This is a genomic window from Mucilaginibacter sp. (genome assembly GCF_965277465.1).
Classification (GTDB): Bacteria; Bacteroidota; Bacteroidia; order Sphingobacteriales; family Sphingobacteriaceae; genus Mucilaginibacter.
On sequence record NZ_CBDICW010000001.1, the window covers coordinates 1,979,330 to 2,005,022 of the forward strand.

24 protein-coding genes and 5 tRNA genes are annotated in these 25,693 nt (G+C 40.1%); 27 read left to right on the forward strand and 2 right to left on the reverse strand.

Features of this window, described 5'->3' with window-relative positions; genetic code table 11:
- Positions 1–49: 49 nt before the first annotated feature.
- Positions 50–802 carry a carboxypeptidase-like regulatory domain-containing protein gene (locus ACQY4U_RS09035; protein WP_428329068.1) on the reverse strand — a complete coding sequence of 251 codons (753 nt, stop codon included), beginning with the start codon at positions 800–802 and terminating at the stop codon, positions 50–52.
- A gap of 171 nt (positions 803–973) precedes the next feature.
- Here ACQY4U_RS09035 and ACQY4U_RS09040 point away from each other — a divergent pair, with 171 nt between their 5' ends.
- From ACQY4U_RS09040 to ACQY4U_RS09075, 8 genes are all read left to right on the forward strand, one after another.
- The gene (locus ACQY4U_RS09040; protein ID WP_428329069.1) at positions 974–2,455 is read left to right on the forward strand and encodes a glycine--tRNA ligase; all 1,482 of its coding nucleotides are present in this window, start codon (positions 974–976) and stop codon (positions 2,453–2,455) included.
- Between the two features lie 240 nt (positions 2,456–2,695).
- A complete protein-coding gene (radC, locus tag ACQY4U_RS09045) occupies positions 2,696–3,394 on the forward strand; it encodes a RadC family protein (RefSeq protein WP_428329070.1) in 699 nt (232 codons plus the stop codon).
- A 110-nt stretch (positions 3,395–3,504) separates the two neighbouring features.
- Positions 3,505–3,732, forward strand: coding sequence for a hypothetical protein (locus ACQY4U_RS09050; protein ID WP_428329071.1), 228 nt, complete (start codon positions 3,505–3,507; stop codon positions 3,730–3,732).
- A 391-nt stretch (positions 3,733–4,123) separates the two neighbouring features.
- On the forward strand, positions 4,124–6,523 hold the full coding sequence (gene pheT / locus ACQY4U_RS09055; protein WP_428329072.1) for a phenylalanine--tRNA ligase subunit beta: 2,400 nt from the start codon (positions 4,124–4,126) through the stop codon (positions 6,521–6,523).
- A 128-nt stretch (positions 6,524–6,651) separates the two neighbouring features.
- Entirely contained in the window at positions 6,652–6,939 is a 288-nt protein-coding gene (locus ACQY4U_RS09060; protein ID WP_428329073.1) for a hypothetical protein, read from the forward strand.
- Positions 6,940–6,960: 21 nt separating this feature from the next.
- A complete protein-coding gene (locus tag ACQY4U_RS09065) occupies positions 6,961–7,254 on the forward strand; it encodes a cell division protein ZapA (protein WP_073405405.1) in 294 nt (97 codons plus the stop codon).
- A 221-nt stretch (positions 7,255–7,475) separates the two neighbouring features.
- Positions 7,476–9,041 (forward strand): ribonuclease Y, encoded by a 1,566-nt coding sequence (gene rny, locus ACQY4U_RS09070; RefSeq protein WP_428329074.1) that lies wholly within the window; start codon positions 7,476–7,478, stop codon positions 9,039–9,041.
- Positions 9,042–9,170: 129 nt separating this feature from the next.
- A complete protein-coding gene (locus tag ACQY4U_RS09075) occupies positions 9,171–9,701 on the forward strand; it encodes a DUF962 domain-containing protein (RefSeq protein WP_428329075.1) in 531 nt (176 codons plus the stop codon).
- A gap of 426 nt (positions 9,702–10,127) precedes the next feature.
- Here the strand turns inward: ACQY4U_RS09075 and ACQY4U_RS09080 are convergent, their stop codons facing one another.
- Entirely contained in the window at positions 10,128–11,882 is a 1,755-nt protein-coding gene (locus ACQY4U_RS09080; protein ID WP_428329076.1) for a lysophospholipid acyltransferase family protein, read from the reverse strand.
- 76 nt (positions 11,883–11,958) lie between these two features.
- Between ACQY4U_RS09080 and ACQY4U_RS09085 the strand changes: the two genes are divergently transcribed.
- From ACQY4U_RS09085 to rpoB, 19 genes are all read left to right on the forward strand, one after another.
- Positions 11,959–12,828, forward strand: a complete 870-nt coding sequence (locus ACQY4U_RS09085; protein WP_428329077.1) for a ComEA family DNA-binding protein — start codon at positions 11,959–11,961, stop codon at positions 12,826–12,828.
- Positions 12,825–13,352, forward strand: coding sequence for an adenine phosphoribosyltransferase (locus ACQY4U_RS09090; RefSeq protein ID WP_428329078.1), 528 nt, complete (start codon positions 12,825–12,827; stop codon positions 13,350–13,352). Before ACQY4U_RS09085 ends, ACQY4U_RS09090 begins: the two co-directional genes overlap by 4 nt.
- Before the next feature lie 162 nt (positions 13,353–13,514).
- Positions 13,515–14,687, forward strand: coding sequence for an acyl-CoA dehydrogenase family protein (locus ACQY4U_RS09095; protein WP_428329079.1), 1,173 nt, complete (start codon positions 13,515–13,517; stop codon positions 14,685–14,687).
- A 155-nt stretch (positions 14,688–14,842) separates the two neighbouring features.
- A complete protein-coding gene (gene rpsU / locus ACQY4U_RS09100) occupies positions 14,843–15,037 on the forward strand; it encodes a 30S ribosomal protein S21 (RefSeq protein WP_428329080.1) in 195 nt (64 codons plus the stop codon).
- A gap of 48 nt (positions 15,038–15,085) precedes the next feature.
- The gene (locus ACQY4U_RS09105) at positions 15,086–16,036 is read left to right on the forward strand and encodes a tyrosine-type recombinase/integrase (protein WP_428329081.1); all 951 of its coding nucleotides are present in this window, start codon (positions 15,086–15,088) and stop codon (positions 16,034–16,036) included.
- Between the two features lie 12 nt (positions 16,037–16,048).
- Entirely contained in the window at positions 16,049–16,414 is a 366-nt protein-coding gene (locus ACQY4U_RS09110; RefSeq protein WP_428329082.1) for an HPF/RaiA family ribosome-associated protein, read from the forward strand.
- Positions 16,415–16,638: 224 nt separating this feature from the next.
- Positions 16,639–16,711 (forward strand) — tRNA-Thr (locus tag ACQY4U_RS09115).
- A 66-nt stretch (positions 16,712–16,777) separates the two neighbouring features.
- Positions 16,778–16,858, forward strand: a tRNA-Tyr gene (locus ACQY4U_RS09120).
- A gap of 80 nt (positions 16,859–16,938) precedes the next feature.
- Positions 16,939–17,011 (forward strand) — tRNA-Gly (locus ACQY4U_RS09125).
- A 99-nt stretch (positions 17,012–17,110) separates the two neighbouring features.
- A tRNA-Thr gene (locus tag ACQY4U_RS09130) sits at positions 17,111–17,182 on the forward strand.
- A gap of 70 nt (positions 17,183–17,252) precedes the next feature.
- Positions 17,253–18,440 (forward strand): elongation factor Tu, encoded by a 1,188-nt coding sequence (gene tuf, locus ACQY4U_RS09135; RefSeq protein ID WP_428329083.1) that lies wholly within the window; start codon positions 17,253–17,255, stop codon positions 18,438–18,440.
- A gap of 74 nt (positions 18,441–18,514) precedes the next feature.
- Positions 18,515–18,585, forward strand: a tRNA-Trp gene (locus ACQY4U_RS09140).
- A gap of 19 nt (positions 18,586–18,604) precedes the next feature.
- Positions 18,605–18,799, forward strand: a complete 195-nt coding sequence (secE, locus tag ACQY4U_RS09145; RefSeq protein ID WP_428329084.1) for a preprotein translocase subunit SecE — start codon at positions 18,605–18,607, stop codon at positions 18,797–18,799.
- A 14-nt stretch (positions 18,800–18,813) separates the two neighbouring features.
- Positions 18,814–19,356, forward strand: coding sequence for a transcription termination/antitermination protein NusG (nusG, locus tag ACQY4U_RS09150; RefSeq protein WP_428329085.1), 543 nt, complete (start codon positions 18,814–18,816; stop codon positions 19,354–19,356).
- Positions 19,357–19,514: 158 nt separating this feature from the next.
- Positions 19,515–19,955, forward strand: coding sequence for a 50S ribosomal protein L11 (rplK, locus tag ACQY4U_RS09155; protein ID WP_428329086.1), 441 nt, complete (start codon positions 19,515–19,517; stop codon positions 19,953–19,955).
- A 27-nt stretch (positions 19,956–19,982) separates the two neighbouring features.
- Positions 19,983–20,681 carry a 50S ribosomal protein L1 gene (gene rplA, locus ACQY4U_RS09160; RefSeq protein ID WP_428329087.1) on the forward strand — a complete coding sequence of 233 codons (699 nt, stop codon included), beginning with the start codon at positions 19,983–19,985 and terminating at the stop codon, positions 20,679–20,681.
- Between the two features lie 3 nt (positions 20,682–20,684).
- Positions 20,685–21,203, forward strand: coding sequence for a 50S ribosomal protein L10 (rplJ, locus tag ACQY4U_RS09165; protein WP_428329088.1), 519 nt, complete (start codon positions 20,685–20,687; stop codon positions 21,201–21,203).
- Positions 21,204–21,262: 59 nt separating this feature from the next.
- Complete coding sequence (gene rplL, locus ACQY4U_RS09170) at positions 21,263–21,646, forward strand: 50S ribosomal protein L7/L12 (protein ID WP_144908957.1); 384 nt, start codon at positions 21,263–21,265, stop codon at positions 21,644–21,646.
- 173 nt (positions 21,647–21,819) lie between these two features.
- Complete coding sequence (gene rpoB / locus ACQY4U_RS09175; protein WP_428329089.1) at positions 21,820–25,623, forward strand: DNA-directed RNA polymerase subunit beta; 3,804 nt, start codon at positions 21,820–21,822, stop codon at positions 25,621–25,623.
- Positions 25,624–25,693 lie beyond the last annotated feature (70 nt).

Sequence of the window (25,693 nt, forward strand, 5' to 3'; positions counted from 1 at the left end):
ATCATGCATCCGTTCAAGCATAAAATTTGAACGGATGCACAAATTGCCGCTACATCTTTATAAAAGGATCGTTTCCCTTAAGGCCGCCTGCTTTAAATTGCTTACAACTCTCTTTTATATAATTAATCATCTCGTAATCTGTGGCTTTTTTAGCAAACTTATAATCGGGCCGGTAACCGGTAATAAATGCCGACAAGCTATCGCCCTTTAAACCTGTTATGCGTGATGCTATGCCGCGGTTAAACTTGCGATCAACATATTCATCCTTTTCGTCGCGCAGCAAAACCTGGTGAAACTTATATTCAGGCGTGCTTTTTTTAGTGAGGGCTGCAATCAGCAGCAGCGGGTTTATAGAGATTAGTTCGCCGGGCTGCCTGTTTGCCATATCCCCTTTAAATGCATCCATAACCTTTGGGCCAGTATAGTTAAACTGTTTGGAATAAGCAATCCGGTTATTGATCGAATCTACCTTAAAATCATTTTCCCTGTTGGCATGAATAATAACCTGTTTAAGGCCAATTACTATAGGCTCTAAATCAATATGAATAGTAATAATGCCTTTACTGATAATGGAGGCGTAAGTTTTGTAAGCAAAATGATTTACCTTAATACTATCCGTTATCCCACTGTTAATAATACTGAACTCACCCTGCATATTGGTATAGGCATGGGCACCATGAAGGCTAACCAACGCGCCATTAACTGGTTCGTGTGTATCTTTATCTGTCACTTTCCCGCTTAGCTGTTGCCCGTAACAGCGGGCAGTGGCAATAAGAAATATAAATAACAACAGATATTTCATACAGGGTTTATTAGTTGCGGTAAAGGATTTAAGTGCAAAAATAAACGCCAGCCAATTGATAGCTAATTGTTTAACATCATTTAACAGATAGGGGCATGCGCCTGTAACCTTCAAATATTACCTCACCCGGGCTTTTCCCACTTTCCCACAAAAAACTATCTTTGCGCTATTATGAGCAAATCAACCGACGAACTTTTTAAAAACGTTATATCGCACGCTAAAGAATATGGCTTTGTTTTTCAGTCAAGTGAAATATATGACGGCCTTAGTGCTGTTTACGATTACGGGCAATTTGGCTCGGAGTTAAAGAACAACATCAAAACCTACTGGTGGAAAGCTATGGTGCAAATGCACGAAAATATTGTTGGGATAGATTCTGCCATATTTATGCACCCCAAAACATGGAAAGCAAGCGGCCACGTTGATGGTTTCAGCGATCCGATGATTGATAACAAGGACAGCAAAAAACGCTATCGTGCCGATCAGTTATTAGAAGACAAGATAGCCAAATACGATAAAGAAGGTAAAACAGATAAAGCCGAAAAGTTACAGGCCGAAATGGATGCCGCGTTGGTAAGTGAAGATCTTCCGCGTTTAAAAGAATTAATTTTAGAGCATGAAATTGCCGACCCCGTTAGCGGTACCCGTAACTGGACAGATGTACGCCAGTTTAACCTGATGTTCAGCACCCAGATGGGCGCAATAGCCGAGGATGCCGATGTAGTATATCTTCGTCCTGAAACAGCACAGGGTATTTTTGTAAATTACCTGAATGTGCAAAAATCAGGAAGAATGAAAATTCCTTTCGGGATAGCGCAAATTGGTAAGGCTTTCCGTAATGAGGTTATTGCCCGCCAGTTCATTATCCGCATGCGTGAGTTTGAGCAAATGGAAATGCAGTTTTTTGTACGCCCCGGCACACAAAAGGAATGGTTTGAAAAATGGAAAACAACCCGTTTAAAATGGCATTTAGCTTTAGGTACACCCGAAGAAAAATACCGTTACCACGAACATACCAAACTGGCCCATTATGCCGATGCCGCTTATGATATTGAATTTGATTTTCCTTTTGGCTTTAAAGAGGTAGAGGGTATCCATAGCCGTACTGATTTTGATTTGAGCCAGCACCAGAAGTTTTCGGGTAAAAAAATGCAATATTTTGATCCGGAAGTTGATCCGGCTACCGAAAAACCTTACGGTAACTATATTCCTTACGTAATTGAAACTTCGATAGGGTTAGACAGGATGTTCCTTTTAACCATGATCAATGCATTTGAAGAAGAGGATTTGAGCACCGAAGAGAAACAAGACAGCCGCACAGTATTAAAGCTACACCCTTGCTTAGCCCCGGTAAAGGCAGCCATATTCCCGCTGATAAAGAAAGATGGTCTGCCTGAAAAAGCACGTGAAATAATGGATGCTTTGAAGCTTGATTTTAACCTGCAATACGAAGAAAAAGATGCCATTGGTAAACGTTACCGTCGCCAGGATGCAATAGGTACGCCTATCTGTATCACGGTTGACCATCAAACTTTAGAAGATAATACAGTAACCATCCGCCACCGCGACAGCATGCAGCAGGAACGTGTTGATGCCGAACAGCTTGAAAAAATATTAGGTGATTTAGTGAGCTGGAAAAACCTGTTAAAATAATAATTAACCGCATTGCACGTCATTGCGATGAGGTACCAAGAAGCAATCCCCAATTTACAGAGCTGAGCGCAAGCTCTCTGTAGGTTGGGGGTTCTTTTTTGATTTTAGCCCGAGCGTCCTCCTTGCGAGGAACGAAGCAATCCCTAACTCTCCATAGCTGAGCACTATATTTGGAAATTCTTTTTTTGGTTCAACCTAACCCTTAATTGGAAATTAGCAATGTTTCCTTAAATTAACGCCGTGGATAATTACGAAAACAAGATCAGTATAAAAGCCTGGGCAGAGGAAGACCGGCCGCGTGAGAAACTGAGCGGACAGGGCAGACGGTCGTTAACCGATGCCGAGCTGATTGCTATACTTATAGGTTCGGGGAGCCGTAACGAGAGTGCGGTTGAATTGAGTAAACGTATCCTTCACCACTATGATAATGACTTAAACAAGCTGGGTAAGGCCTCCATTGCCGAACTATCAAACTTTAAGGGCATCGGCGAAGCCAAAGCCATCTCAATTATAGCAGCCCTTGAAATTGGCCGCCGGAGAAACGATGCCGAAAGTAAACAACCGGATATTATTAGCAGCAGCAAGGATGCCTACACCCTGATGCGTCGCCACCTGATGGATTTAAACCACGAGGAATTCTGGATAATACTTACCGGCCGCTCACAAAAGGTATTAACCAAAGAATTAGTGAGCAAAGGCGGTCTTTCTGCTACCGTGGTCGACCCGAAAATCATCTTCGGAATGGCATTACAGCACCAGGCCAGCGGCGTTATCCTTATTCATAACCATCCATCGGGTAGTAAAAAACCCAGTCATGATGATATAACGCTTACCAAACGTTTGGTTGAAGCCGGTAAGTTATTGGAGATAAAGATCCTTGACCACCTGATAATCACCGATGAAGGTTATTATAGCTTTGCCGACGAAGGCATTTTTTAAAATTTAACCGATCCATAAAACCTGGTACAAGATCTATTTGATAAGTTTACAATATCAGAAACAAACCCGCCGATTATATCGTTAACTTTAAACAATTAAATCAAACTAATATGATCACTCCAGATAACCAGATCCCGACAGACGATTCAGAAAATTCAGAATCAGACGATCAGCAAAGTCAAAAGGACATCCATTCAAATGGATTAGACGATTTTGAAGAAGATGAAATAGTAGACGAGAGCGTAGACACCAATAAGTTAAAACAAGCTTATGATGCAGCAGAGGCAGCCTTCACCCTAAACTTAGGCGATGATGGCGATAGCTCTGATGATGAGTAATTGTTTTTAATGTAAAAAAAGGTTAAAGGCAAAAGGTGAAGGGTTAAAGGTTTTAGAATCTTTCATGCTTCATCTTTTGCCTTTATATATTTAAATGGTTTGCCAATCAGGCACTCCAAGGGAAGGCCAATTTAACCAAGGCTGTCACCCTGAGGCTCTCAAAGGGTGAGCGCAAAAGCCTTGCCCGAATGCTTAGGGTGCCTCAGCATAACACTCCTTTTTTCGTCATTCTTACCCTTTCACCCTTCGCCTTTAGCCTTTCACCTTTCTCCCCACCTTTCGCCTTTTACCATTCGCCTCCGCTCCAACCTTGCTCTCTCCTTATTAAAAACCTTTTCGCTTTCGCCTTTCCGCTTCAAATCCTATCTTTGCCGATTATCATTTAGCTATAATGAAGATATCGTATAACTGGCTTAAAGAATTTATTGATACTGATAAAACTCCCGAAGAGATCTCCACCATATTAACCGGTACAGGTTTAGAGGTTGAGAGTCTTGAAAAGGTGCAGCCAATTCCGGGTGGCTTGGAAGGTTTGGTAGTAGGTTTTGTGAAAGAACGTTACCAGCATCCAAATGCCGATAGGTTAAGCGTTACCAAAGTTGATGTAGGTACAGGCGAAGATCTGCAGATTGTTTGCGGCGCAAACAACGTTGCTGCAGGGCAAAAAGTAGTAGTAGCAACCGTTGGTACAACTGTTTACCCCACTGCCGGCGAACCATTTAAGATCAATAAATCAAAAATAAGGGGAGAGGTATCTGAAGGGATGATCTGTGCCGAGGATGAGATAGGCCTGGGGACCGACCATGCAGGTATTATGGAGCTTGATGCTGACGCCGCCATTGGCACATTAGCTAAAGATTACTTTAAACTAAACGACGATTACCTATATGAAATAGGCTTAACCCCTAACCGTGCCGATGCAACTTCGCATTTAGGTACCGCAAGGGATATAGCCGCATTTTTAAAAATAGCCGTAAAAAGACCCGATGTTTCAGCTTTTAAAGTTGATAACACCAATCTAACTATTGATGTTGTTGTTGAAAATGAGGTGGCAAGCCCACGTTATTCTGGTGTAACAATATCAGGTGTTGAGGTTAAGGAATCGCCAAAATGGTTAAAAGAGCGTTTGGCTGTAATCGGTATCCGCAGCATTAATAATATTGTTGACGCAACCAATTATGTATTGCATGATTTAGGCCAGCCATTGCATGCCTTTGATGCTGATGCCATAACAGGCGGCAAGGTTGTAGTAAAAAACTATGCAGAGGGTACTTTATTCAAAACGCTGGATGATGTGGAGCGCAAGCTCTCTGCCGATGATCTGATGATCGGTAATGCCGACGTGCCGATGTGTATAGCCGGTGTATTTGGCGGGGCAGATTCGGGCGTTAAGGCTACTACAAAAAATATCTTTTTAGAGAGTGCTTACTTTAATGCCGTATCGGTACGTAAAACATCAAAAAGGCATGGCTTAAAAACAGATGCATCGTTCAGGTTTGAGCGTGGTACTGATCCGGATATGACGGTTTTTGCTTTAAAACGTGCTGCCTTATTGATTAAAGAAATAGCAGGTGGAAGTATCTCCTCAAACATTTCTGATTTTTATCCAAACCCGGTACAGCCTTTTGAAATTGAGGTTACCTACAAAGGTATCCACAGGTTAATAGGCAAGGAAATTCCGCATGGCGAAATAAAAGGCATTATCCAGGCATTGGAGATTGAAATTGTTGGCGAAACCGGCGACGGTCTTTCTTTAAAAGTACCGCCTTACCGGGTTGATATTACCCGTGAGGTTGATATTGTTGAAGAGATATTGCGTATTTACGGTTATAATAACATTGAGATCCCTACACAGATCAGGGCATCGTTAAACACTTCGGTAAGGCCCGAGAAGGATACGGTCCAAAACCTGGTATCTGATCTGCTGACTGCTAATGGTTTTAACGAGATCATGTCAAACTCGTTAACAAAATCGGCTTACTCGTCTGATCTGGATAAAGCAGTGAAGATCCTTAACCCGTTGAGCAGTGATTTAGATGTAATGCGGCAAACCATGCTGTACTCTGGCCTGGAAGCGGTAGCCTATAACCAAAATCGACGCAATGCTGATTTAAAACTGTATGAGTTTGGTAAGGTATACGCGATAGAAGAAGGAAAATACAACGAGAACCAGCGCTTCGCGCTATTTTTAAGCGGTGCAGATAAGGCCGAGCAATGGAACCAAAAAGTAAAAACGGTTTCGTTTTATAACCTTAAAGCCATTGTTGATGGTATTTTGGCAAAGTTAGGCATCAGTGATTTTACAGTAGAAGATGCTACGAGTAAAAAACTGGCTTACGGGCTGCAATACAAAAAGAACAATAAGCAGTTGGTGAAATTTGGTACGGTATCAACAGAAGCTATGAAAAAAGCCGATGTTGATAAAGAGGTTTTTTATGCCGACTTTAATTTTGACCTTGTGCTTACCATGGTGCGCAAAAACAAGATCGTTTTTGAGGATGTATCAAAATTCCCGGCGGTAAGGCGCGATCTTTCCATGCTGATTGATAAAGCGGTTTCATTTGGCCAGTTAAAACAGATTGCACAAAAAACAGAGCGCAAGCTTTTGCAGGATATTAATGTATTTGATGTTTACCAGGGTGATAAATTACCCGAGGGAAAAAAATCATACGCATTGAGCTTTATTTTGCAGGATAATGAAAAAACGCTGACCGATAAAGCAATTGACAGCATAATGCAGAAATTGATTTATAACTTAGGCAAGGAAGCTGGAGCAGAGATACGTAAATAACAATTAGTTAATTTGGGATTAGAAATTAACTGATTAATCTAAAAAAGTATATTTGTTGTTAATAAATAATTAATATTAAAAAAGTAAGAAGTTATCTTACATAAAACCCCTAATCACTAATAAAACCAATGGCATTAGCAGAGCAATTAAATAAGATTGTAGATAGAACGGAGCGCTTAATTGAGCTCTGTGGTGCTTTGCAGGAGGAAAATGACTTATTGAAGCTGGAGAGTGAGGCGCTGTCCGTAGCCCTTGATGCCAGTAAAAATAAGACCAAGGAATTGGACGAAAAGCTGCGCGCTTTGAAAATGGCCAAGTCTTTTTCAGAAACAAATGAAAAAAGTCTTGACATAAAGCAAAAAATTAACGAATTTGTGCAGGAAATAGATAAGTGTATTGTATTACTGAAAAAGTAGTGCATAAAGTGAAAAGCTCAGATGGGAGAAATCTCAATAAAAATAAACATTGCTGACCGCGTTTACCCTTTAAAGGTAAACATGGAAGAGGAAGAAATAATACGTAGAGCAGCCAAGCTGATTAATGACCGGATAAAAGAATATCAGGAAAATTATGCGGTGCGGGATAAACAGGACTTGCTTTCGATGTGTGTGTTGCATTACGCAACTTCATCATTAAAGGCGGATATGAAAGTTACGGTTGAGGATACCGAAGTAACCGATAAAGTATATCAGTTGGATTATTTGTTATCAGAATTTTTTTCAAAGCAATAACGTTCTTTACATAAAAACAGAGCATTAAGATTTAACCGCAGTTAAATTTTAAGTTTCACTATTAAAAACTTAACGCTTCAATATGAGCGGATCAGATAGGTATACGTTAACCATTTTTGTTTAACGGTGGCCTTGATTCCACATCGAAATGAAGTTTTTAAATACATGATACTTAAGGATTAGTTGCGGTTTTTTTATTTATACCAATTATAACATTAAACATGAACACTATATTATACCTAATTATCGGCGTGCTGATAGGTGGCCTTCCGGGCGTGCTTATCGGGCGATACCTGCTGCGAAAACTATTTAAAGACCAGGAAATAGCAGCCCAGAACAAAGTAAAAAAGATTTTAAAGGATGCCGAAAATGATTCGGAGATCCTTAAAAAGAATAAATTGCTGGAAGCAAAAGAGCGCTTTTTGCAACTAAAAGCCGAGCATGAGCAGCAGGTAAACGAAAAAAACAACAGCATTAACCAGCGTGAAAACGGTGTTAAACAAAAAGAGCAGTCGCTTAACTCCCGTTTGGAGAACATGAACCGCAAGGAAAGTGAACTGGATAATACCCGCAAAAACCTGGAGCGCCAAACTGATATTGTTATTAAAAAACAAGAAGAGGTTGAATTACTTAAAAACTCACATGTACAGCAGTTAGAAACCATTGCCGGCTTATCAGCCGAGGATGCTAAGAACCAATTGATTGATAACCTGCGCGAAGAAGCGCGCAGCAAGGCAATGGCCCAGATAAAGGATATTGTTGACGAAGCCAAATTAACCGCTACTAAAGAAGCTAAGAAGATAGTTATCCAAACTATACAGCGTACGGCTACTGAAAGTGCTATTGAAAACACTGTTTCAATTTTCAATATTGAAAACGATGAGATCAAGGGCCGTATAATTGGCCGCGAGGGTAGAAATATCCGCGCTTTAGAGGCTGCTACCGGTATTGAAATTATTGTGGATGATACCCCTGAAGCCATCATATTATCGGGCTTTGACCCGGTTAGGCGCGAAATTGCCCGCCTGGCTATGCACCGCTTAGTTACTGACGGACGTATTCACCCGGCGCGTATTGAAGAAGTAGTTGCCAAAACCAAAAAGCAAATTGAAGAAGAAATTGTTGAGATAGGCGAGCGTACCGTAATTGATTTGGGTATCACAGGTCTTCACCCGGAGCTGATCCGTATGGTTGGCCGTATGCGTTACCGGTCATCATACGGACAAAACTTGTTACAGCACTCGCGCGAGGTAGCTAATTTCTGTGCTACTATGGCTGCAGAGTTAGGCTTAAACGTAAAATTGGCTAAACGCGCAGGCTTACTGCACGATATTGGTAAAGTACCTGATGATAACCCTGAATTGCCGCACGCAATTTTAGGTATGCAATTAGCTGAAAAATATAAGGAACATCCTGAAGTTTGTAATGCCATTGGTGCTCACCATGATGAGGTAGAAATGACTTCCATGTTATCACCAATTATACAGGTTTGTGATGCAATTTCAGGTGCCCGTCCGGGTGCACGCCGCGAGGTGGTTGAAAGCTATATCAAACGTTTAAAAGAATTAGAAGAGCTGGCATTGTCATACCCGGGTGTTGAAAAAACATTCGCTATACAGGCCGGCCGTGAGCTGCGTGTTGTTGTTGAAAGTGAAAAGATTAGCGATGCACAGTCTGAAATATTAGCTGCTGATATATCAAACCGGATCCAAACGGAAATGACGTATCCGGGTCAGATAAAAGTTACCGTGATCAGGGAAACCCGTTCGGTAGCTTTTGCTAAATAATAATTGATTGCCGGTTGGTACGGCAAGGAGTGAAGAGAGATCTTATAAGTTTTGCATTATAATTTGCATCATTTATAAGATTTCTCTTTTTGGTTCCAAATGGTGTTAAATATGTTTTAATTTTGAAAGGTGAATAAGGCTGTAACCCAAAATACTCCATCGTCAAAAACCGAAAAGCGTCAGGTTGATATTTACTTTGATAAGTACGCCGAAAGCCATCAAAACCCCAATAACAAAATTATCCATTGGATTTGTGTGCCGCTCATTGTGTTTAGTTTGTTAGGTCTGGTTTGGTCAATACCGTTCCCTTACCTTAAGTTTTTAGGCCAGTATAACGGGTTTTTTAACTGGGCGTCGTTTTTAATAGCTTTTAGTGTTTACTATTATTATAAACTATCGCCGGTATTATCGTACTTAATGTTCTTTTTGCTTTTTGTTTTTACCTATGCCTTAACCGGGCTTGAGCAATGGCATAAAACGGGCGGCCCCGCCTTATGGCAAATAAGCCTGGCTATTTTTGTACTATCGTGGATAGGGCAATTCATCGGGCATAAAATAGAAGGTAAAAAACCTTCGTTTTTAGATGACCTTAAGTTTTTACTGATAGGACCCATCTGGCTGCTGCACTTTATACTTAAAAGGGTTGGTATAAAGTATTGATGAATTTTAAACTCATTATATCTGTGGCGTTGGCAATGGCTAATTTTTTGCTGTTGTTTAATCGTAAAACTTCGTGGTTTAAAAGCCAATACAAATGTTATTTGGTAATAACACTGTTTATAATTGGAATTTTACTAATATTAATAAAGCCACCTAAAGGATTATTTGTCAGTATTTTATTCTCATCGTTAATGACACCTGCGATATATTCGATAGTTGATTTTGGATTTGAAAGACTTAGTTTTTTGCTTCACGATCGGGACTTCTACTTGTGGTTAAAGGGGTCATCAGAATTGAACACCAAGAGTGGGCAATTTAAAGCTTCAGATAAAGTTATTTCGTTAATATTACTTTATATAGTAATTGCGCTTCCTATAATTCCTCTATTATTAATAAAGGTTTTGAAAATACTTTTTTAGGCATATCCTATAAATTCTTTCCTAATTTTTCCAGCATATCCTGTGGTACCTTTTCAAGGTCAAGCACAAGGAAGCCATCAAGGCAATCCGAAAATTTAGGGTCTATATTAAAGCAAATGATCTTGGCATTCATGGCAATATACTGGCGCAGCAGTACCGGCACCTTCATATTACGCGATTCTATTTCGCCAATCAGGTTATCCAATCCTTTAAATGAATCCTCTCCCGACATCAGCAGGTCGGTATCAATACTTGCCAGATCAACCTTAAACTTTTTACGGGGCTTTACGTACTGCGCCATATCATGGTCAAAGTGATTGCGGTTAATGTAATCAACAATTAATGATTTGGAGAAATTAGAGAACGAGTTGCTGATACTTACCGGGCCAATCAGGTAGCGGTAACGCGGGTTATCAACAAGATATTTTATAATGCCTTTCCATAGTAAAAACAGAGGGAGCGGCTTTAACTGGTATTCTTTACGTACCCATGAGCGGCCCAGTTCAATACTCTTTTTCAATACCGGTGTAAACTGCGATTTGATCTTAAATAATTCAGATATATAAAATCCCTTTTTACCAATACTGTAAAATATTTCATCGCCCAGGCCAAGGCGATAGGCGCCCACAATCATTTTAGCTTCAGTATCCCAAATAAATAAATGGGTGTAATAAATATCGTACTCATCCAGGTCTGATGCTTTGTTGGTTCCTTCACCAATCTCGCGGAAGGTGATCTCCCTCAACCGTCCAATCTCACGGATTACATTTGGAATGAGCGACGTTTGTGTAATAAAAACTTCATAGTTCTTTTCAACCCAAACACGGTAATCCTCGCGCAGTGGTTCAATTTCTTTTTCAAGTACATCAGCAGTAATTTCGGGTGCTATGGCTTCAGGTAATTTTTTTATTTTGAACAGGTTGCGCGGATTAAAGATCTTTTTATCTTCATCCAGCCCTGTACCCAGTGCATAAGTGCGGGCACGCAGGTAATTAAGTAATTTAGTGCTGTTGTTATAATCCGGAATATCAACCACTTTAATAGGTTTACCTATACGCAGCTTAATGGTATGGCCATGTTTGTTAAATAACTCCGATGGTAATTTAGCAGTGCGCAAAGCCGGATGTATCAAACTCAGTAAGTTAAACAGCAGGCCGTTATTACCGTGAAAGTAGATAGGTACAACAGGAACTTTTGCTTTCGCGATGATCTTACCCACAACCGGGTGCCACATCCTGTCGGTAATTTGTTTTTTATCAACCTTAAAGGTAGATACCTCACCCGCCGGGAAAATACCGATTGGGGTACCGTTGGCTAATAACTCCAACGTGTTTTTTAAACCGCTGATGCTTGATGAATGTTCAACATTCTCAAACGGGTTTACTGCTATAAAGTAATCACTCAGGTTAGGAATCTTTTTCAGTAGGAAGTTGGCCATCAGCTTGGCATCGGGCCTTACCATGCATAGCATTTTTAATAGTACCATGCCCTCAATACCACCATAAGGGTGATTGGCTATGGCTATAAAGCTGCCTGTTTTAGGAATGTTTTTTAAGTCGGCTTCATCAAACTCAATGTCAATTCCGCAGCCTTCTAAAATAGCGTCAACAAAATCAGGTCCCACTTTTGGCTGGGCCTGGGCAAACAGGTCATTTACCTGGTTAATTTTCATTAACTCCATCACTAAAGCAGCCAGCCCTGGCATCTTTAACTTATCCAGTTTGGTGGCTTTGGCAAACTCTTCTGTGGTTATTACCTTCATATTTAAAAAATAAACCCTCTGAAAGGGAATAAATATCCTGAAAAATTGTTTATTTTAACTTTGATAAACCTTATTAATGAAAGCGCGAATAAAAAATTACCTGTCTGTAACCAAAAAAGAATGGAACGGCATGGTAATTCTTGTTGTTTTAATACTGTTGGTATTGGCTGCGCCTTACGTCTATCAGTTAATCAACAAAGATAATACAATAAACTTTAAAGATTTTGATAAAGCTGTTGCACTACTAAGTAAGGCAGCGCATAAGCAGGCTGTTGAAATAAGCAGTTATGGGTCTGATCAAAAAAATGCCAATCCCGTTATGTTTCCTTTTAATCCTAACAACCTCAGCGTTGAACAGTGGAAGCAATTAGGGCTGAGCGAACACCAGGCCAGCGTGATTAAACATTATGAAGCAAAAGGCGGCAGGTTTTATAACAGGGAAGATGTAAAGAAGATTTATGCTATTACTGCAGCCGATTATAAAAGGTTAGAGCCCTACATCAATATCCCCGAAACAGAACATGTGGAAAGGAAATTAAAGCCGGGCGTTATTATTGAATTAAACACCGCCGACTCCGCAAAGCTAACCAGGCTTAAAGGCATAGGGCCATCATTTGCAATCAGGATTATAAGATACAGAAACCGGCTTGGCGGCTTTATTTATAAGGAACAGCTAAAGGAAGTTTACGGGGTGGATTCATTAAAATATGCAGATGTGCAGGGACAGGTTACCGTTAACCCGGAAAGGATCATTAAGATTCCAATCAATACCATTTCCTTCGATCAGTTAAGGTTGTTCCCATACCTGAGTTATAAGCAGGTTAATGCCATAATCCAGTACCGCGCGCAACATGGAAATTACACTTCTATAGCCGATATGAAAAATATTGTGCTGCTTGATGAAGTAATTTTGCGTAAAATTGGGCCATATTTAAATTTTAAATGATAGCGCAGCAAATAAAATCGGCCATACGGGATATACCTGATTTCCCTAAACCGGGAATTATATTTAAAGATATTACCCCGATATTAAAAGACCCTGCGTTATGCGCATCTATAGTAGATGCCTTTGCCGAACAATTAAAAGGAACTAAGGTTGATGCTATAGCCGGGATTGAAAGTCGCGGGTTTTTATTTGGCCTTTCATTGGCTACAAAATTAGGTGTGCCTTTTGTTCCGGTTCGTAAGGCTGGTAAGCTGCCATTCACTATCAAGCAAAAAGCATATAAGTTGGAATATGGCACCGCAACTATCGAACTGCATACTGATGCCTTTGAACCGGGTCAGCATATCCTGATCCATGATGACCTGCTGGCCACCGGTGGCACTGCCCTGGCTGCAAGCGAGCTGATTAAAGAAATGGGCGGCATAGTAGCCGGATTTTCATTTGTAGTTGGCCTGGGCTTTTTAAAGGGAAAAGAAAGATTAACCCCGGTTTGTGATAAGGTATTGGTACTGGCCGATTATTAGTGAAAATATATTTTAGCCGGATTTTCTCCAAACTAACAACCCCAAATTATCTAAACCAATTATTCATACCATATACCGTTTCGTTCTGTTTCCATGCGGGTTTAAATTGAAACTATTGCGTAAATTAATGCGTTAATTTGCTCATAAACCAATTGTAAACACATGGATTCCTTACTAACAGATGCGCCTTCGGGGTACGATTTTTCTACTAACGATAATCAGAAAATGATTGGCCAGATGGCCAAAGATTTTGCCGAAAAACATATCAGGCCGCATGTTATGGAGTGGGATGAGGCTCAGCATTTCCCGGTTGATCTTTTTAAAAAATTAGGCGAGCTGGGTATGATGGGCGTTGTGGTTCCTGAACAATACGGCGGATCGGGCTTCGGCTATTTTGAATACGTAACTGTTATTGTTGAAATAGCCAAAGTATGTGGTTCAATTGGTTTATCAGTAGCGGCACATAATTCATTATGTACTGGCCATATCCTTGCCTTTGGTAACGAAGAGCAAAAACAACGCTGGCTGCCTAAACTGGCAACCGCCGAATGGATAGGTGCCTGGGGACTGACAGAAGCCAATACCGGATCAGACGCTATGGGGATGAATACCACCGCGGTATTGGATGGCGATCATTACATAGTGAACGGATCAAAAAACTGGATCACGCATGGCAAATCAGGTGATGTGGCCGTGGTAATGGTGCGTACCGGTGAAAAAGGCGATTCGCGCGGCATCTCCGCATTGGTTATAGAAAAAGGGACCGCCGGCTTTACGCACGGTAAAAAGGAAAATAAATTAGGTATGCGCGCATCAGAAACTACCGAATTGGTATTTGATAATTGCCGTGTGCCTAAGGAAAATCTATTAGGTAAAGAAGGTGAAGGCTTTTCGCAGGCGATGAAAGTTCTGGATGGTGGCCGCATCTCCATAGCTGCTTTATCATTAGGGATAGCTAAGGGCGCTTTTGAGGCTGCTGTTGCTTACTCAAAGGAGCGCAGGCAGTTCGGGCAGTCTATCAGTAGTTTTCAGGGGATAGCCTTTAAACTGGCAGATATGGCTACAGAAATTGAAGCAGCAGAGTTATTAATAATGCAGGCCGCCGACTTTAAAAATAAACACCTGCCGGTAACCAAGCAATCGGCTATGGCTAAATACTTTGCCTCAGAAGTTGCAGTGCGTACAGCAACCGAGGCCGTTCAGATTTTCGGTGGCTATGGTTATACCAAGGATTTCCCGGTTGAAAAATATTACCGTGATGCCAAGCTATGCACCATAGGGGAGGGCACCTCCGAGATCCAGAAGATAGTGATCAGCCGTGAAGTATTAAGGTAGCAACAGCTGCTACCGCAAGCCTGTAGCTTGATGTAGTCATGTTTTAGCTTAAGATTGAACGTATTAGCAGTAATTAAATTAATTGAAATTACTGTTTGATATTCAAATGTTTGTGCTTAACTTTGCAATCCCTTGAAAGGAGGTATTTAGGAATTATGATCATTATTAACGTAAAAGACGGCGAATCATTAGACAAAGCATTAAAACGCTTTAAAAAGAAATTTGAAAAAACTGGAGTTTTAAGAGAACTTCGTAGTCGTCAGGCATATGAAAAGAAATCTGTAACCCGTCGTCACGTGGTTAAACATGCCATCTACAAACAAAATATGAACTTAGAAACAACCGTTTAATTCTTGTAAAAGAATTTTCGATTTTTCTGATCGATATATCAAAACTATTTGTACATTCATCATTCGGATGTACAAGTAGTTTTTATGTTTATAGACCGTTTTATCCGTTATATTGAATTCGAAAAGCGGTACTCCCCGCATACGGTATCGGCCTATCAGTCAGACCTTGATCAGTTTATTGCCTTTTTAAATAATCCTGAAAAGTTAACGCCTGCCCCAGAGCCTGAAATAACACACCCTTCGCAATTAACGCATTATCATATCCGTAACTGGATGGTTGAACTCATGAACGATCAGCTGCTGGCCCGTTCTATCAACCGCAAAATAGCCACGCTGCGCAAATACTTTAAATTTTTGTTGCAGGAAGGTGTGATAGCCGTAAACCCGGCCTCAAAAATCATAGCCCCCAAAATCCCTAAAAACCTGCCGGTAATAGTTGAAGATGTTAAGCTAACGCAGATGCTTGATGATAACGAAGTATTTACCAGCGATTTTAAAGGCGTGCGCGATAAGTTGGTTATTGAAATGCTTTTTGGTACAGGCATGCGCTTAGCCGAATTGTTAGGGGTGAAGGATACCGATATAAATGTTTACGAAGGTACGGTGAAGGTTTTAGGTAAACGCAATAAGGAAAGGCTTATCCCGGTTAACAATGAGTTGAAATTATTAATAGCTGAATACCAGGAGTTAAAGAAAAATGCAGATTTTTCCGGTAACAATTCCTTAATGTTGATCGTTACAGATAAAGGAGCAAACGCTTATGCAAAGCTTATTTATTTAATAGTGCAAAAGTACCTGTCATACATATCAACCCAAAATAAAAAAAGCCCGCATGTGCTGCGCCATACGTTTGCAACAAGCTTGCTGAACCGTGGGGCAGATTTAAATGCAATTAAAGAACTTTTGGGCCATGCTAATTTGAGCGCAACCCAAATATATACGCACAATTCAGTTGAACGATTAAAGTCTATTTACAAACAAGCCCATCCAAAGGCATAAAAAGGAGGAATCATGAAAATTACAGTGCAATCTATTCGTTTTAATGCAGACAAAAAATTATTGGATTTTATCCAGAAGAAAGCTGATAAGCTGGATACATTTTATGATCATATTATAAGCGGCGAAGTTTATTTGAAGCTTGAAAATGTGGAAGACGAAGCCAACAAAATAACAGAAATTAAGGTGATGTTACCCGGTAATCAATTATTTGCAAAAGAAAAATGTAAAACATTTGAAGAGGCCACTGACCTTGCCATTGAGAGCCTCCGTAAGCAGATTGAGAAGCACATAAACAAAAGAAAGCCGCTGTGGCAGAGGCTGCTAAGAAAGCAGTTTTACTTGGTGCTACTGACGACTTTTAAGATAAATAATCATTAAAATTTTATTGAAATCGGTGGGTTTACAGCCCGCCGATTTTTTTTAGAAAATAAATTTTGTTCAGCACTAAAAATGTGTAAATTTGCAATCCCTTTCAGAGAGGTACTAATCTACTTCTTCTTATTTAAAAGGGATGGTTCTTTAAAATAAAAAATACAGCTTATTAATCAGCCGGTATTATTTAAAAGGTTAGTAAGCCCTTTAGGTAATTAAGGTTCAAATAAGCCTCCTTAGCTCAGCTGGTAGAGCGACTGACTTGTAATCAGTAGGTCATTGGTTCGATCCCGATAGGAGGCTCTGTTAATTTCGGAAGCGTAATGTTTAGCTTCAACTTTGGACATTGCAAATCCGAAATCAACAAATGGGGGGATACCAGAGCGGTCAAATGGGGCGGACTGTAAATCCGCTGCTTCGGCTACGAAGGTTCGAATCCTTCTCCCCCCACAATTGTTTGACTGAATTAATGAGTTATTGAATTTGAAAAAATCAGTAACCCAGTAATTCAGTTATTCATTAATTAATAAGCGGAAGTAGCTCAGTTGGTAGAGCGATAGCCTTCCAAGCTATAGGTCGCGAGTTCGAACCTCGTCTTCCGCTCAGTGTTTAAAAGGTTGATTAGTTTATTTGTTCATTAGTAACTAAGCGTACAATACCATTAAACTGCTGAACAATACAACCAATGAGCTAATAAAATAAGCCGACGTAGCTCAGGGGTAGAGCACTTCCTTGGTAAGGAAGAGGTCATGGGTTCAAATCCCATTGTTGGCTCAACGTTTAATTTAACGTTACAGAATAACATTTTTAAGTATAAATTAACCTACAATAATTAAATATAATCATGGCAAAAGAAAAGTTTGACCGCAGTAAACCGCACTTAAACATCGGTACAATCGGTCACGTTGACCACGGAAAAACAACCCTTACCGCAGCTATTACTAAGGTATTATCTGATAAAGGGTTTTCAGAAGCGCGTTCATTCGATTCAATCGACTCAGCTCCTGAAGAAAAAGAGCGTGGTATTACTATCAATACTGCTCACGTAGAGTATTCAACAGCTAATCGTCACTATGCTCACGTTGACTGTCCAGGTCACGCTGACTATGTGAAGAACATGGTTACTGGTGCGGCTCAAATGGACGGTGCTATCATCGTTGTTGCTGCTACAGATGGTCCAATGCCTCAAACTCGCGAGCACATCCTTTTGGCTCGTCAGGTAGGTGTACCTTCATTAGTTGTATTCATGAACAAAGTGGATATGGTTGATGATCCGGAATTATTAGAACTTGTTGAAATGGAAATCCGTGAATTATTATCATTCTACGAATATCCAGGTGATGATATCGCTGTAATTCAAGGTTCTGCTTTGGGTGGTCTTAACGGAGATCCAAAATGGGTTGAAAAAATTATGGAATTAATGGACGCTGTAGATTCACAGATCCCTATTCCTCCACGTTTAACTGAACTTCCTTTCTTAATGCCTGTTGAAGACGTATTCTCGATCACTGGTCGTGGTACTGTTGCAACTGGTCGTATTGAGCGTGGCGTTATCAACTCAGGTGAGCAAGTTGACATCCTTGGTATGGGTGCTGAAAACTTGAAATCAACTGTAACAGGTGTTGAAATGTTCCGTAAGATCCTTGACAGAGGTGAAGCAGGTGACAACGTAGGTTTATTGTTACGTGGTATTGAAAAAACTGATATCCGTCGTGGTATGGTTATTTGCAAACCAGGTTCAGTAACTCCACACACAGACTTCAAAGCTGAAGTTTACGTATTATCAAAAGCAGAAGGTGGCCGTCACACGCCGTTCTTCAACAAATACCGTCCGCAATTCTATTTCCGTACAACTGACGTAACTGGTGAGATTTCATTAGGCGAAGGTGTAGAAATGGTTATGCCAGGTGATAACGTTACAATCACAGTTAAATTGATCAACGCTATTGCAATGGAAAAAGGCTTACGTTTCGCTATCCGTGAAGGTGGCAGAACAGTAGGTGCTGGTCAGGTAACTGAAATTTTGAAATAATAATTTCAAAAAGGTTAATTAGAAACATAAGTCTGCAGCTATAATGTGGGCTTATGTTTTCTTAGTTATAATAAACGGGAATAGTTCAACGGTAGAATAGAGGTCTCCAAAACCTTTGATCAGGGTTCGAATCCTTGTTCCCGTGCATAACAGTAAACAATACAATGGCTAACGTAACTGAGTATATTAAAGAGTCTTACATAGAGTTAACCCAGAAAGTAACCTGGCCAACCTGGAAAGAATTGCAAAACAGTGCTGTTTTAGTGCTGGTAGCAGCATTTATAATTGCGTTGGTAATATTGTTAATGGATCAGAGCATACATTTTTTGCTTAATCAGTTTTATACTTCACTAACCTAATAATCAGATAGAGAATGAGTGATCAGTTAAAATGGTATGTGGTAAGGGCTATCAGTGGCAAGGAAAAGAAAGTTAAGCAATATGTAGATGCCGAGATCAGCCGTTTAGGTATTTCGCACCTGGTACCCCAGGTATTGATACCTACTGAAAAGTACTATCAGATGCGTGATGGAAAGAAAATTGCAAAAGAGCGTAATTTTTTTCCTGGTTATGTATTAATGGAAGCTCAGCTTGATGCCGAAATTGAACACATCATCAAAAATATAAATAGTGTAATAGGCTTTTTAGGTGATAAAGCAGGTAATGCAATCCCTTTGCGCCAGGCAGAAGTTAACCGTATTTTAGGTAAGGTTGATGAAATGAGTGCACAAGGCGAAACCATGAATGTGCCTTATTATATAGGTGAGGGTGTAAAAGTGATGGACGGACCTTTCAACGGCTTTAGCGGTGTGATTGAAGAGGTTAACGAAGAAAAGAAAAAACTAAAAGTAATGGTAAAGATTTTCGGGCGCCGTACGCCGCTTGAATTGAATTACATGCAGGTAGAAAAAGAATAATAATTACTGATAGCGGTAAGCCGTTATCAGTTAATTGTGAATATAAAATATTAGGTTTTTGTATAAAGGGTTAAAGCCCGGCAGCATCAATCAACAAAATCTTAAATGTTACTTAGCTTCCACTTACTAACATTGAGTTATAATTTAAATAAATAAAAATGGCAAAAGAAGTCGGTGCGATGGTGAAGCTACAGGTAAAGGGTGGCGCTGCAAACCCATCTCCTCCAATTGGCCCAGCATTGGGTGCAAAGGGTGTGAACATAATGGAGTTTTGCAAGCAATTCAATGCACGTACCCAGGATAAACCTGGTAAAGTGTTACCAGTAGTTATTACTGTTTATGTCGACAAGTCATTCGATTTTATCATCAAAACTCCACCGGTAGCAATCCAATTATTGGAAGCAACAGGTTTAAAGAGTGGTTCGGCTGAACCTAACCGTAAAAAGGTGGCCAGTGTAAACTGGACCCAGGTTGAGACTATAGCCAAAGATAAAATGACTGATTTGAACGCATTTACAGTAGAATCAGCCATGAAAATGGTGGCAGGAACTGCCCGCAGTATGGGGATAACCGTATCAGGTACGGCACCCTGGAATTAATTAATTTATACAAATCAGTTTAAGACAGTGGCTAGATTAACAAAAAATCAAAAAGTGGCACTCTCCAAGATTGAGGCAAACAAATCGTATTCATTATTGGATGCATCATCTTTGGTAAAAGATATAACTATCGCCAAATTTGATTCATCAGTAGATATTGATGTACGTTTAGGTGTTGATCCGCGTAAAGCCAATCAAATGGTACGTGGTATTGCAACCTTACCTCATGGAACCGGTAAAACTGTACGTGTATTAGTTCTTTGTACTCCTGATAAGGAACAAGAAGCTAAAGATGCAGGTGCGGATTTTGTAGGCTTGGATGATTATATTGCCAAAATTGAAGGTGGATGGACTGATGTTGATATCATTATCACTATGCCAAGTGTAATGGCTAAGGTAGGTCGTTTAGGTCGTATATTAGGCCCGCGTAACCTTATGCCTAACCCTAAATCAGGAACAGTAACTCCAGAAGTTGGAAAAGCTGTAACTGAGGTTAAAGGTGGTAAGATCGACTTCAAGGTTGATAAAACCGGCATTATCCATGCCTCAATAGGAAAAGTATCTTTCCCTGCTGATAAAATTTATGAAAATGCTTTGGAAGTATTACAAACCATTTCAAAATTAAAACCTTCAGCAGCAAAAGGAACATATTTTAAGAGTATTCATATCTCTTCAACCATGTCACCTGGAATAGCAATCGAAACTAAAACAGTAGCGGGGATCTAAATCATGAATAAAGAAGAAAAACACGAATTAGTGCTTGCCCTTACTGAACAAATGAAAGAGTATGGTAATTTCTATATTACTGATACTTCTAATTTAACGGTTGCGAAGATCAATGACATTCGTCGTAAATGTTTCGAAAGCGACATCACGATGAAAGTAGCAAAAAACAGCTTGATACAAAAAGCTATGGAAGCTACAGGTGGTGATTTTACCCCAATGTTTGATGTATTAAAAGGTTCATCATCAATTCTTTTCTCAAAATCGGCAACTGCCCCGGCAAAGTTGATTAAACAATTAAGAAAAAGAAGCGAGAAACCAATTTTAAAGGCAGCTTACATTGATTCATCAATATTTATTGGTGACAATCAGATCGAAACTTTGATCAACTTAAAATCAAAGGAACAACTGGTAGGAGAGATCATTGGATTATTGCAATCACCAGCAAAAAATGTTATTTCAGCATTACAATCAGGCGGAAATATATTGGCAGGCGTTGTAAAAACATTACAAGAAAGAGGTTAACCGAACACCTTAAAGTTCGATATTTAACAAAAAGCATTAAAAGTAAAATTTAAAATAAAATGGCGGATTTAAAAGCGTTTGCTGAACAGTTGGTAAACTTAACAGTAAAAGAAGTAAACGAATTAGCTCAGATCTTAAAAGATGAGTATGGTATTGAGCCTGCTGCTGCAGCTGTTGCTGTTGCTGCTGCTCCTGCTGGTGGCGATGATGCCCCTGCTGCTGAAGCTGCGCAAACAGCATTTGACGTTATCCTGAAAGAAGCAGGTGGCGCTAAATTAGCAGTTGTTAAATTAGTAAAAGACTTAACCGGTCTTGGTTTGAAAGAAGCTAAGGATTTAGTTGATGGTGCACCAAAAGAAGTAAAAACTGGTGTTACTAAAGAAGAAGCCGAATCTTTGAAAAAACAATTAGAAGAAGCCGGAGCAGTAGTTGAGGTTAAATAAGTTAACCAACACGAATATAGCATCAGACTCCGACCTTTTTGGTCGGGGTCTATTGCTGTTTATATAGTTCAGATATAAAAAGCCGGATACTGGATACAGACCATTCTTCTGTCCGCTTGTTTATAGCACGTCTACCATTTCTCAGTTTATTAATAAACTAAAATTATAATACCTTGGCAAACAAAAATAATCAAAGAGTAAATTTTGCAACCAGCAGGAAGGTACTGGATTATCCGGATTTTCTTGATGTTCAGCTGCAATCTTTCCAGGAATTTTTTCAATTGGAAACTACCTCAGACAACCGCTACAAAGAAGGTTTGTTTAAAGTGTTTGCCGAAAATTTTCCTATCTCCGATTCAAGAAACATCTTCGTATTAGAGTTTCTTGATTACTTTATTGATCCGCCACGTTATGATATACAAGAGTGTATTGAGCGCGGATTAACTTATAGTGTGCCTTTAAAAGCCAAGCTTCGCCTTTCATGTAATGATGAGGAGCACGAAGACTTTGAAACTATTGTACAAGATGTGTACCTGGGAACTATTCCCTATATGACACCTAAAGGTACCTTTGTTATCAATGGTGCTGAGCGTGTAATTGTATCACAGTTACACCGTTCGCCAGGTGTGTTTTTTGGACAGAGCCGCCACACTAACGGTACAAAATTATACTCTGCCCGTGTTATCCCGTTCAAGGGTTCATGGATTGAGTTTGCTACTGACGTTAATAACGTGATGTATGCTTATATTGACCGTAAGAAAAAGTTCCCTGTTACTACCTTGCTTCGTGCAATTGGTTATGATTCTGATAAGGATATATTAGAATTGTTTGAACTTGCCGACGAAGTTAAAGTAAGCAAATCAGGCCTGAAGAAATTTATTGGCCGTAAGCTTGCTGCAAGGGTATTGAAAAAATGGGTTGAAGACTTTGTGGATGAAGATACCGGCGAAGTTGTTTCTATTGACCGTAATGAGATCATCCTGGAACGCGAAACAGTGCTTGAAGACGATCATATCGATATGATCATTGATGCAGGTGTTAAAACCATCATCCTGAATAAGGAAGATGCAGCTACCAGCGGTGACTATACTATTATATACAATACACTACAAAAAGATACTTCAAATTCAGAAAAAGAAGCGGTGGAGCATATCTATCGTCAATTACGTAACGCTGAACCACCTGATGAGGAAACTGCTCGTGGTATCATAGATCGTTTATTCTTCTCTGATAAAAGATATGACCTGGGCGATGTGGGCCGTTACCGCATCAACCGTAAATTAAAACTTTCAACTTCGGATGAAACTAAAGTTTTAACTAAACAGGATATTATTGCGATTGTTAAATACCTGATCAAATTAATCAACTCAAAAGCTGAGGTAGATGATATTGACCACTTATCAAACCGTCGTGTGCGTACCGTAGGTGAGCAGTTATATGCACAGTTTGGTGTTGGTTTAGCACGTATGGCCCGTACCATCCGTGAGCGTATGAACATTCGTGACAACGAGGTGTTCACACCAACCGACCTGATCAATGCACGTACACTTTCATCGGTGATCAATTCGTTCTTCGGAACAAACCAGTTATCACAGTTTATGGACCAAACCAATCCACTGGCAGAGATCACGCACAAGCGTCGTCTGTCAGCCCTTGGGCCCGGTGGTCTGTCACGTGAGCGCGCTGGTTTTGAGGTTCGTGACGTTCACTACACTCACTATGGCCGTTTATGTACAATTGAGACACCGGAAGGACCGAACATTGGTTTGATCTCGTCTCTTTGCGTACACGCCAAGATCAACAACTTAGGCTTTATCGAAACACCGTACAAACGTGTGGTTGATGGTAAAGTACAGGTTAAGGAAGATGTAATCTATCTTTCTGCAGAAGATGAAGATGGTAAAACAATAGGTCAGGCTAATGCACATTATGATGATAATGGTGTATTTGCATTACCTAAGGTTAAAGCACGTTTTGAAGGTGACTTCCCGATTATTGAGCCTGAAAGACTTGATTTAATGGATATTGCTCCAAACCAGATCACATCTATCGCGGCCTCATTAATTCCGTTCCTGGAACATGATGATGCTAACCGTGCATTGATGGGATCAAACATGCAGCGCCAGGCAGTGCCTTTATTGCGCCCTGAAGCACCGATTGTAGGTACAGGATTGGAAGGCCGTGTGGCTAAAGATTCACGTACACTGATCAATGCCGAAGGCGATGGTGTTGTTGAATACGTTGATGCAACTGAAATAAAAATTCGTTATGACCGTAATGATCTTGATCGTTTAATCTCTTTTGATGGCGATACCAAGAGCTACCGTTTAACCAAGTTCAAGAAAACCAACCAGAGTACTACCATGAACCTTAAGCCAATTGTTAAAAAAGGCGAAAGAGTTGAAAAAGGACAGGTGCTTTGTGAAGGTTATGCCACACAGGCAGGTGAGCTTGCATTAGGCCGTAACTTAAAAGTAGCATTCATGCCTTGGCAGGGATACAACTTTGAGGATGCGATTGTAATATCTGAACGCGTTGTATCGCAGGATATATTCACTTCACTTCACGTTGAAGAGTTTGAATTAGAAGTGCGTGATACCAAACGTGGTGAGGAAGAATTAACACCAGATATTCCTAACGTATCAGAAGAAGCTACTAAAGACCTTGACGAAGACGGTATTATCCGTGTAGGTGCCGAGGTTAAAGAAGGCGACATCCTGATTGGTAAGATCACCCCTAAAGGTGAGTCTGATCCTTCACCGGAAGAAAAACTGTTACGTGCCATATTTGGTGATAAAGCAGGTGATGTTAAAGATGCATCACTGAAAACGCCACCATCAATTGCAGGTGTGGTTATTGATACTAAATTATTCTCTCGTGCCAAAAAAACTTCAAAAGCTGAAGAAAAAGCACAGTTAGAGAAATTAGATAACAAACATGATAAGGCAGTAAAAGATCTTAAAAATACTTTGATCGAAAAGTTATTTGAGATTGTGAACGGCAAAACATCACAAGGTGTTTTCAACGTTTACAAAGAGCTTCATGTGCCTAAGGGTGTAAAATTCACTCAAAAAATACTGGTTGAGCTTAACTATGAGAATATTAACCCAACCAAGTGGACTACTGATGACGATAAGAACGATCAGATAAAAACCTTACTGCATAACTACAACATTAAGTTGAACGAAGAGTTAGGTGCTTACCGTCGTGATAAATTTGCTATCAGTGTGGGTGATGAGCTTCCATCAGGTATTGTACAAATGGCTAAGGTTTACATCGCTAAAAAGCGTAAGCTTAAAGTGGGTGATAAAATGGCGGGCCGTCACGGTAATAAGGGTATTGTTGCACGTATTGTACGTGACGAGGATATGCCTTTCCTTGAAGACGGAACACCGGTTGATATTGTGTTGAACCCACTGGGTGTACCTTCACGTATGAACCTGGGCCAGATCTATGAAACTGTATTAGGATGGGCTGGTAAAGAGCTTGGAATTAAATTTGCTACTCCGATTTTTGATGGTGCAAGCCACGAAGAAGTGGAAGAGTGGGTTAAAAAAGCAAACTTACCTGAATCAGGCCGTACCTATTTATACAATGGTTTAACAGGCGATCGTTTTGACCAGCAAACAACTGTAGGTATTATCTACATGTTAAAATTAGGTCACATGGTTGATGATAAGATGCACGCACGTTCAATCGGGCCATACTCATTAATTACACAACAGCCATTGGGTGGTAAAGCACAATTTGGTGGTCAGCGTTTTGGTGAGATGGAGGTTTGGGCACTGGAAGCATTCGGCGCATCAAACATACTGCAAGAAATATTGACTGTTAAATCGGATGATGTTATTGGCCGTGCCAAAACATACGAGGCTATTGTTAAAGGTGAAAACCTGCCAACACCATCAGTTCCTGAATCATTCAACGTATTGGTTCATGAATTAAGAGGTTTAGGATTAGATATCACATTAGAATAAGGTTAAAGCTTAAGGGCTAAAGGTGAAAGGTTAGGGCGCAAGTCAAAAACCTTTTACCTTTTACCATTTT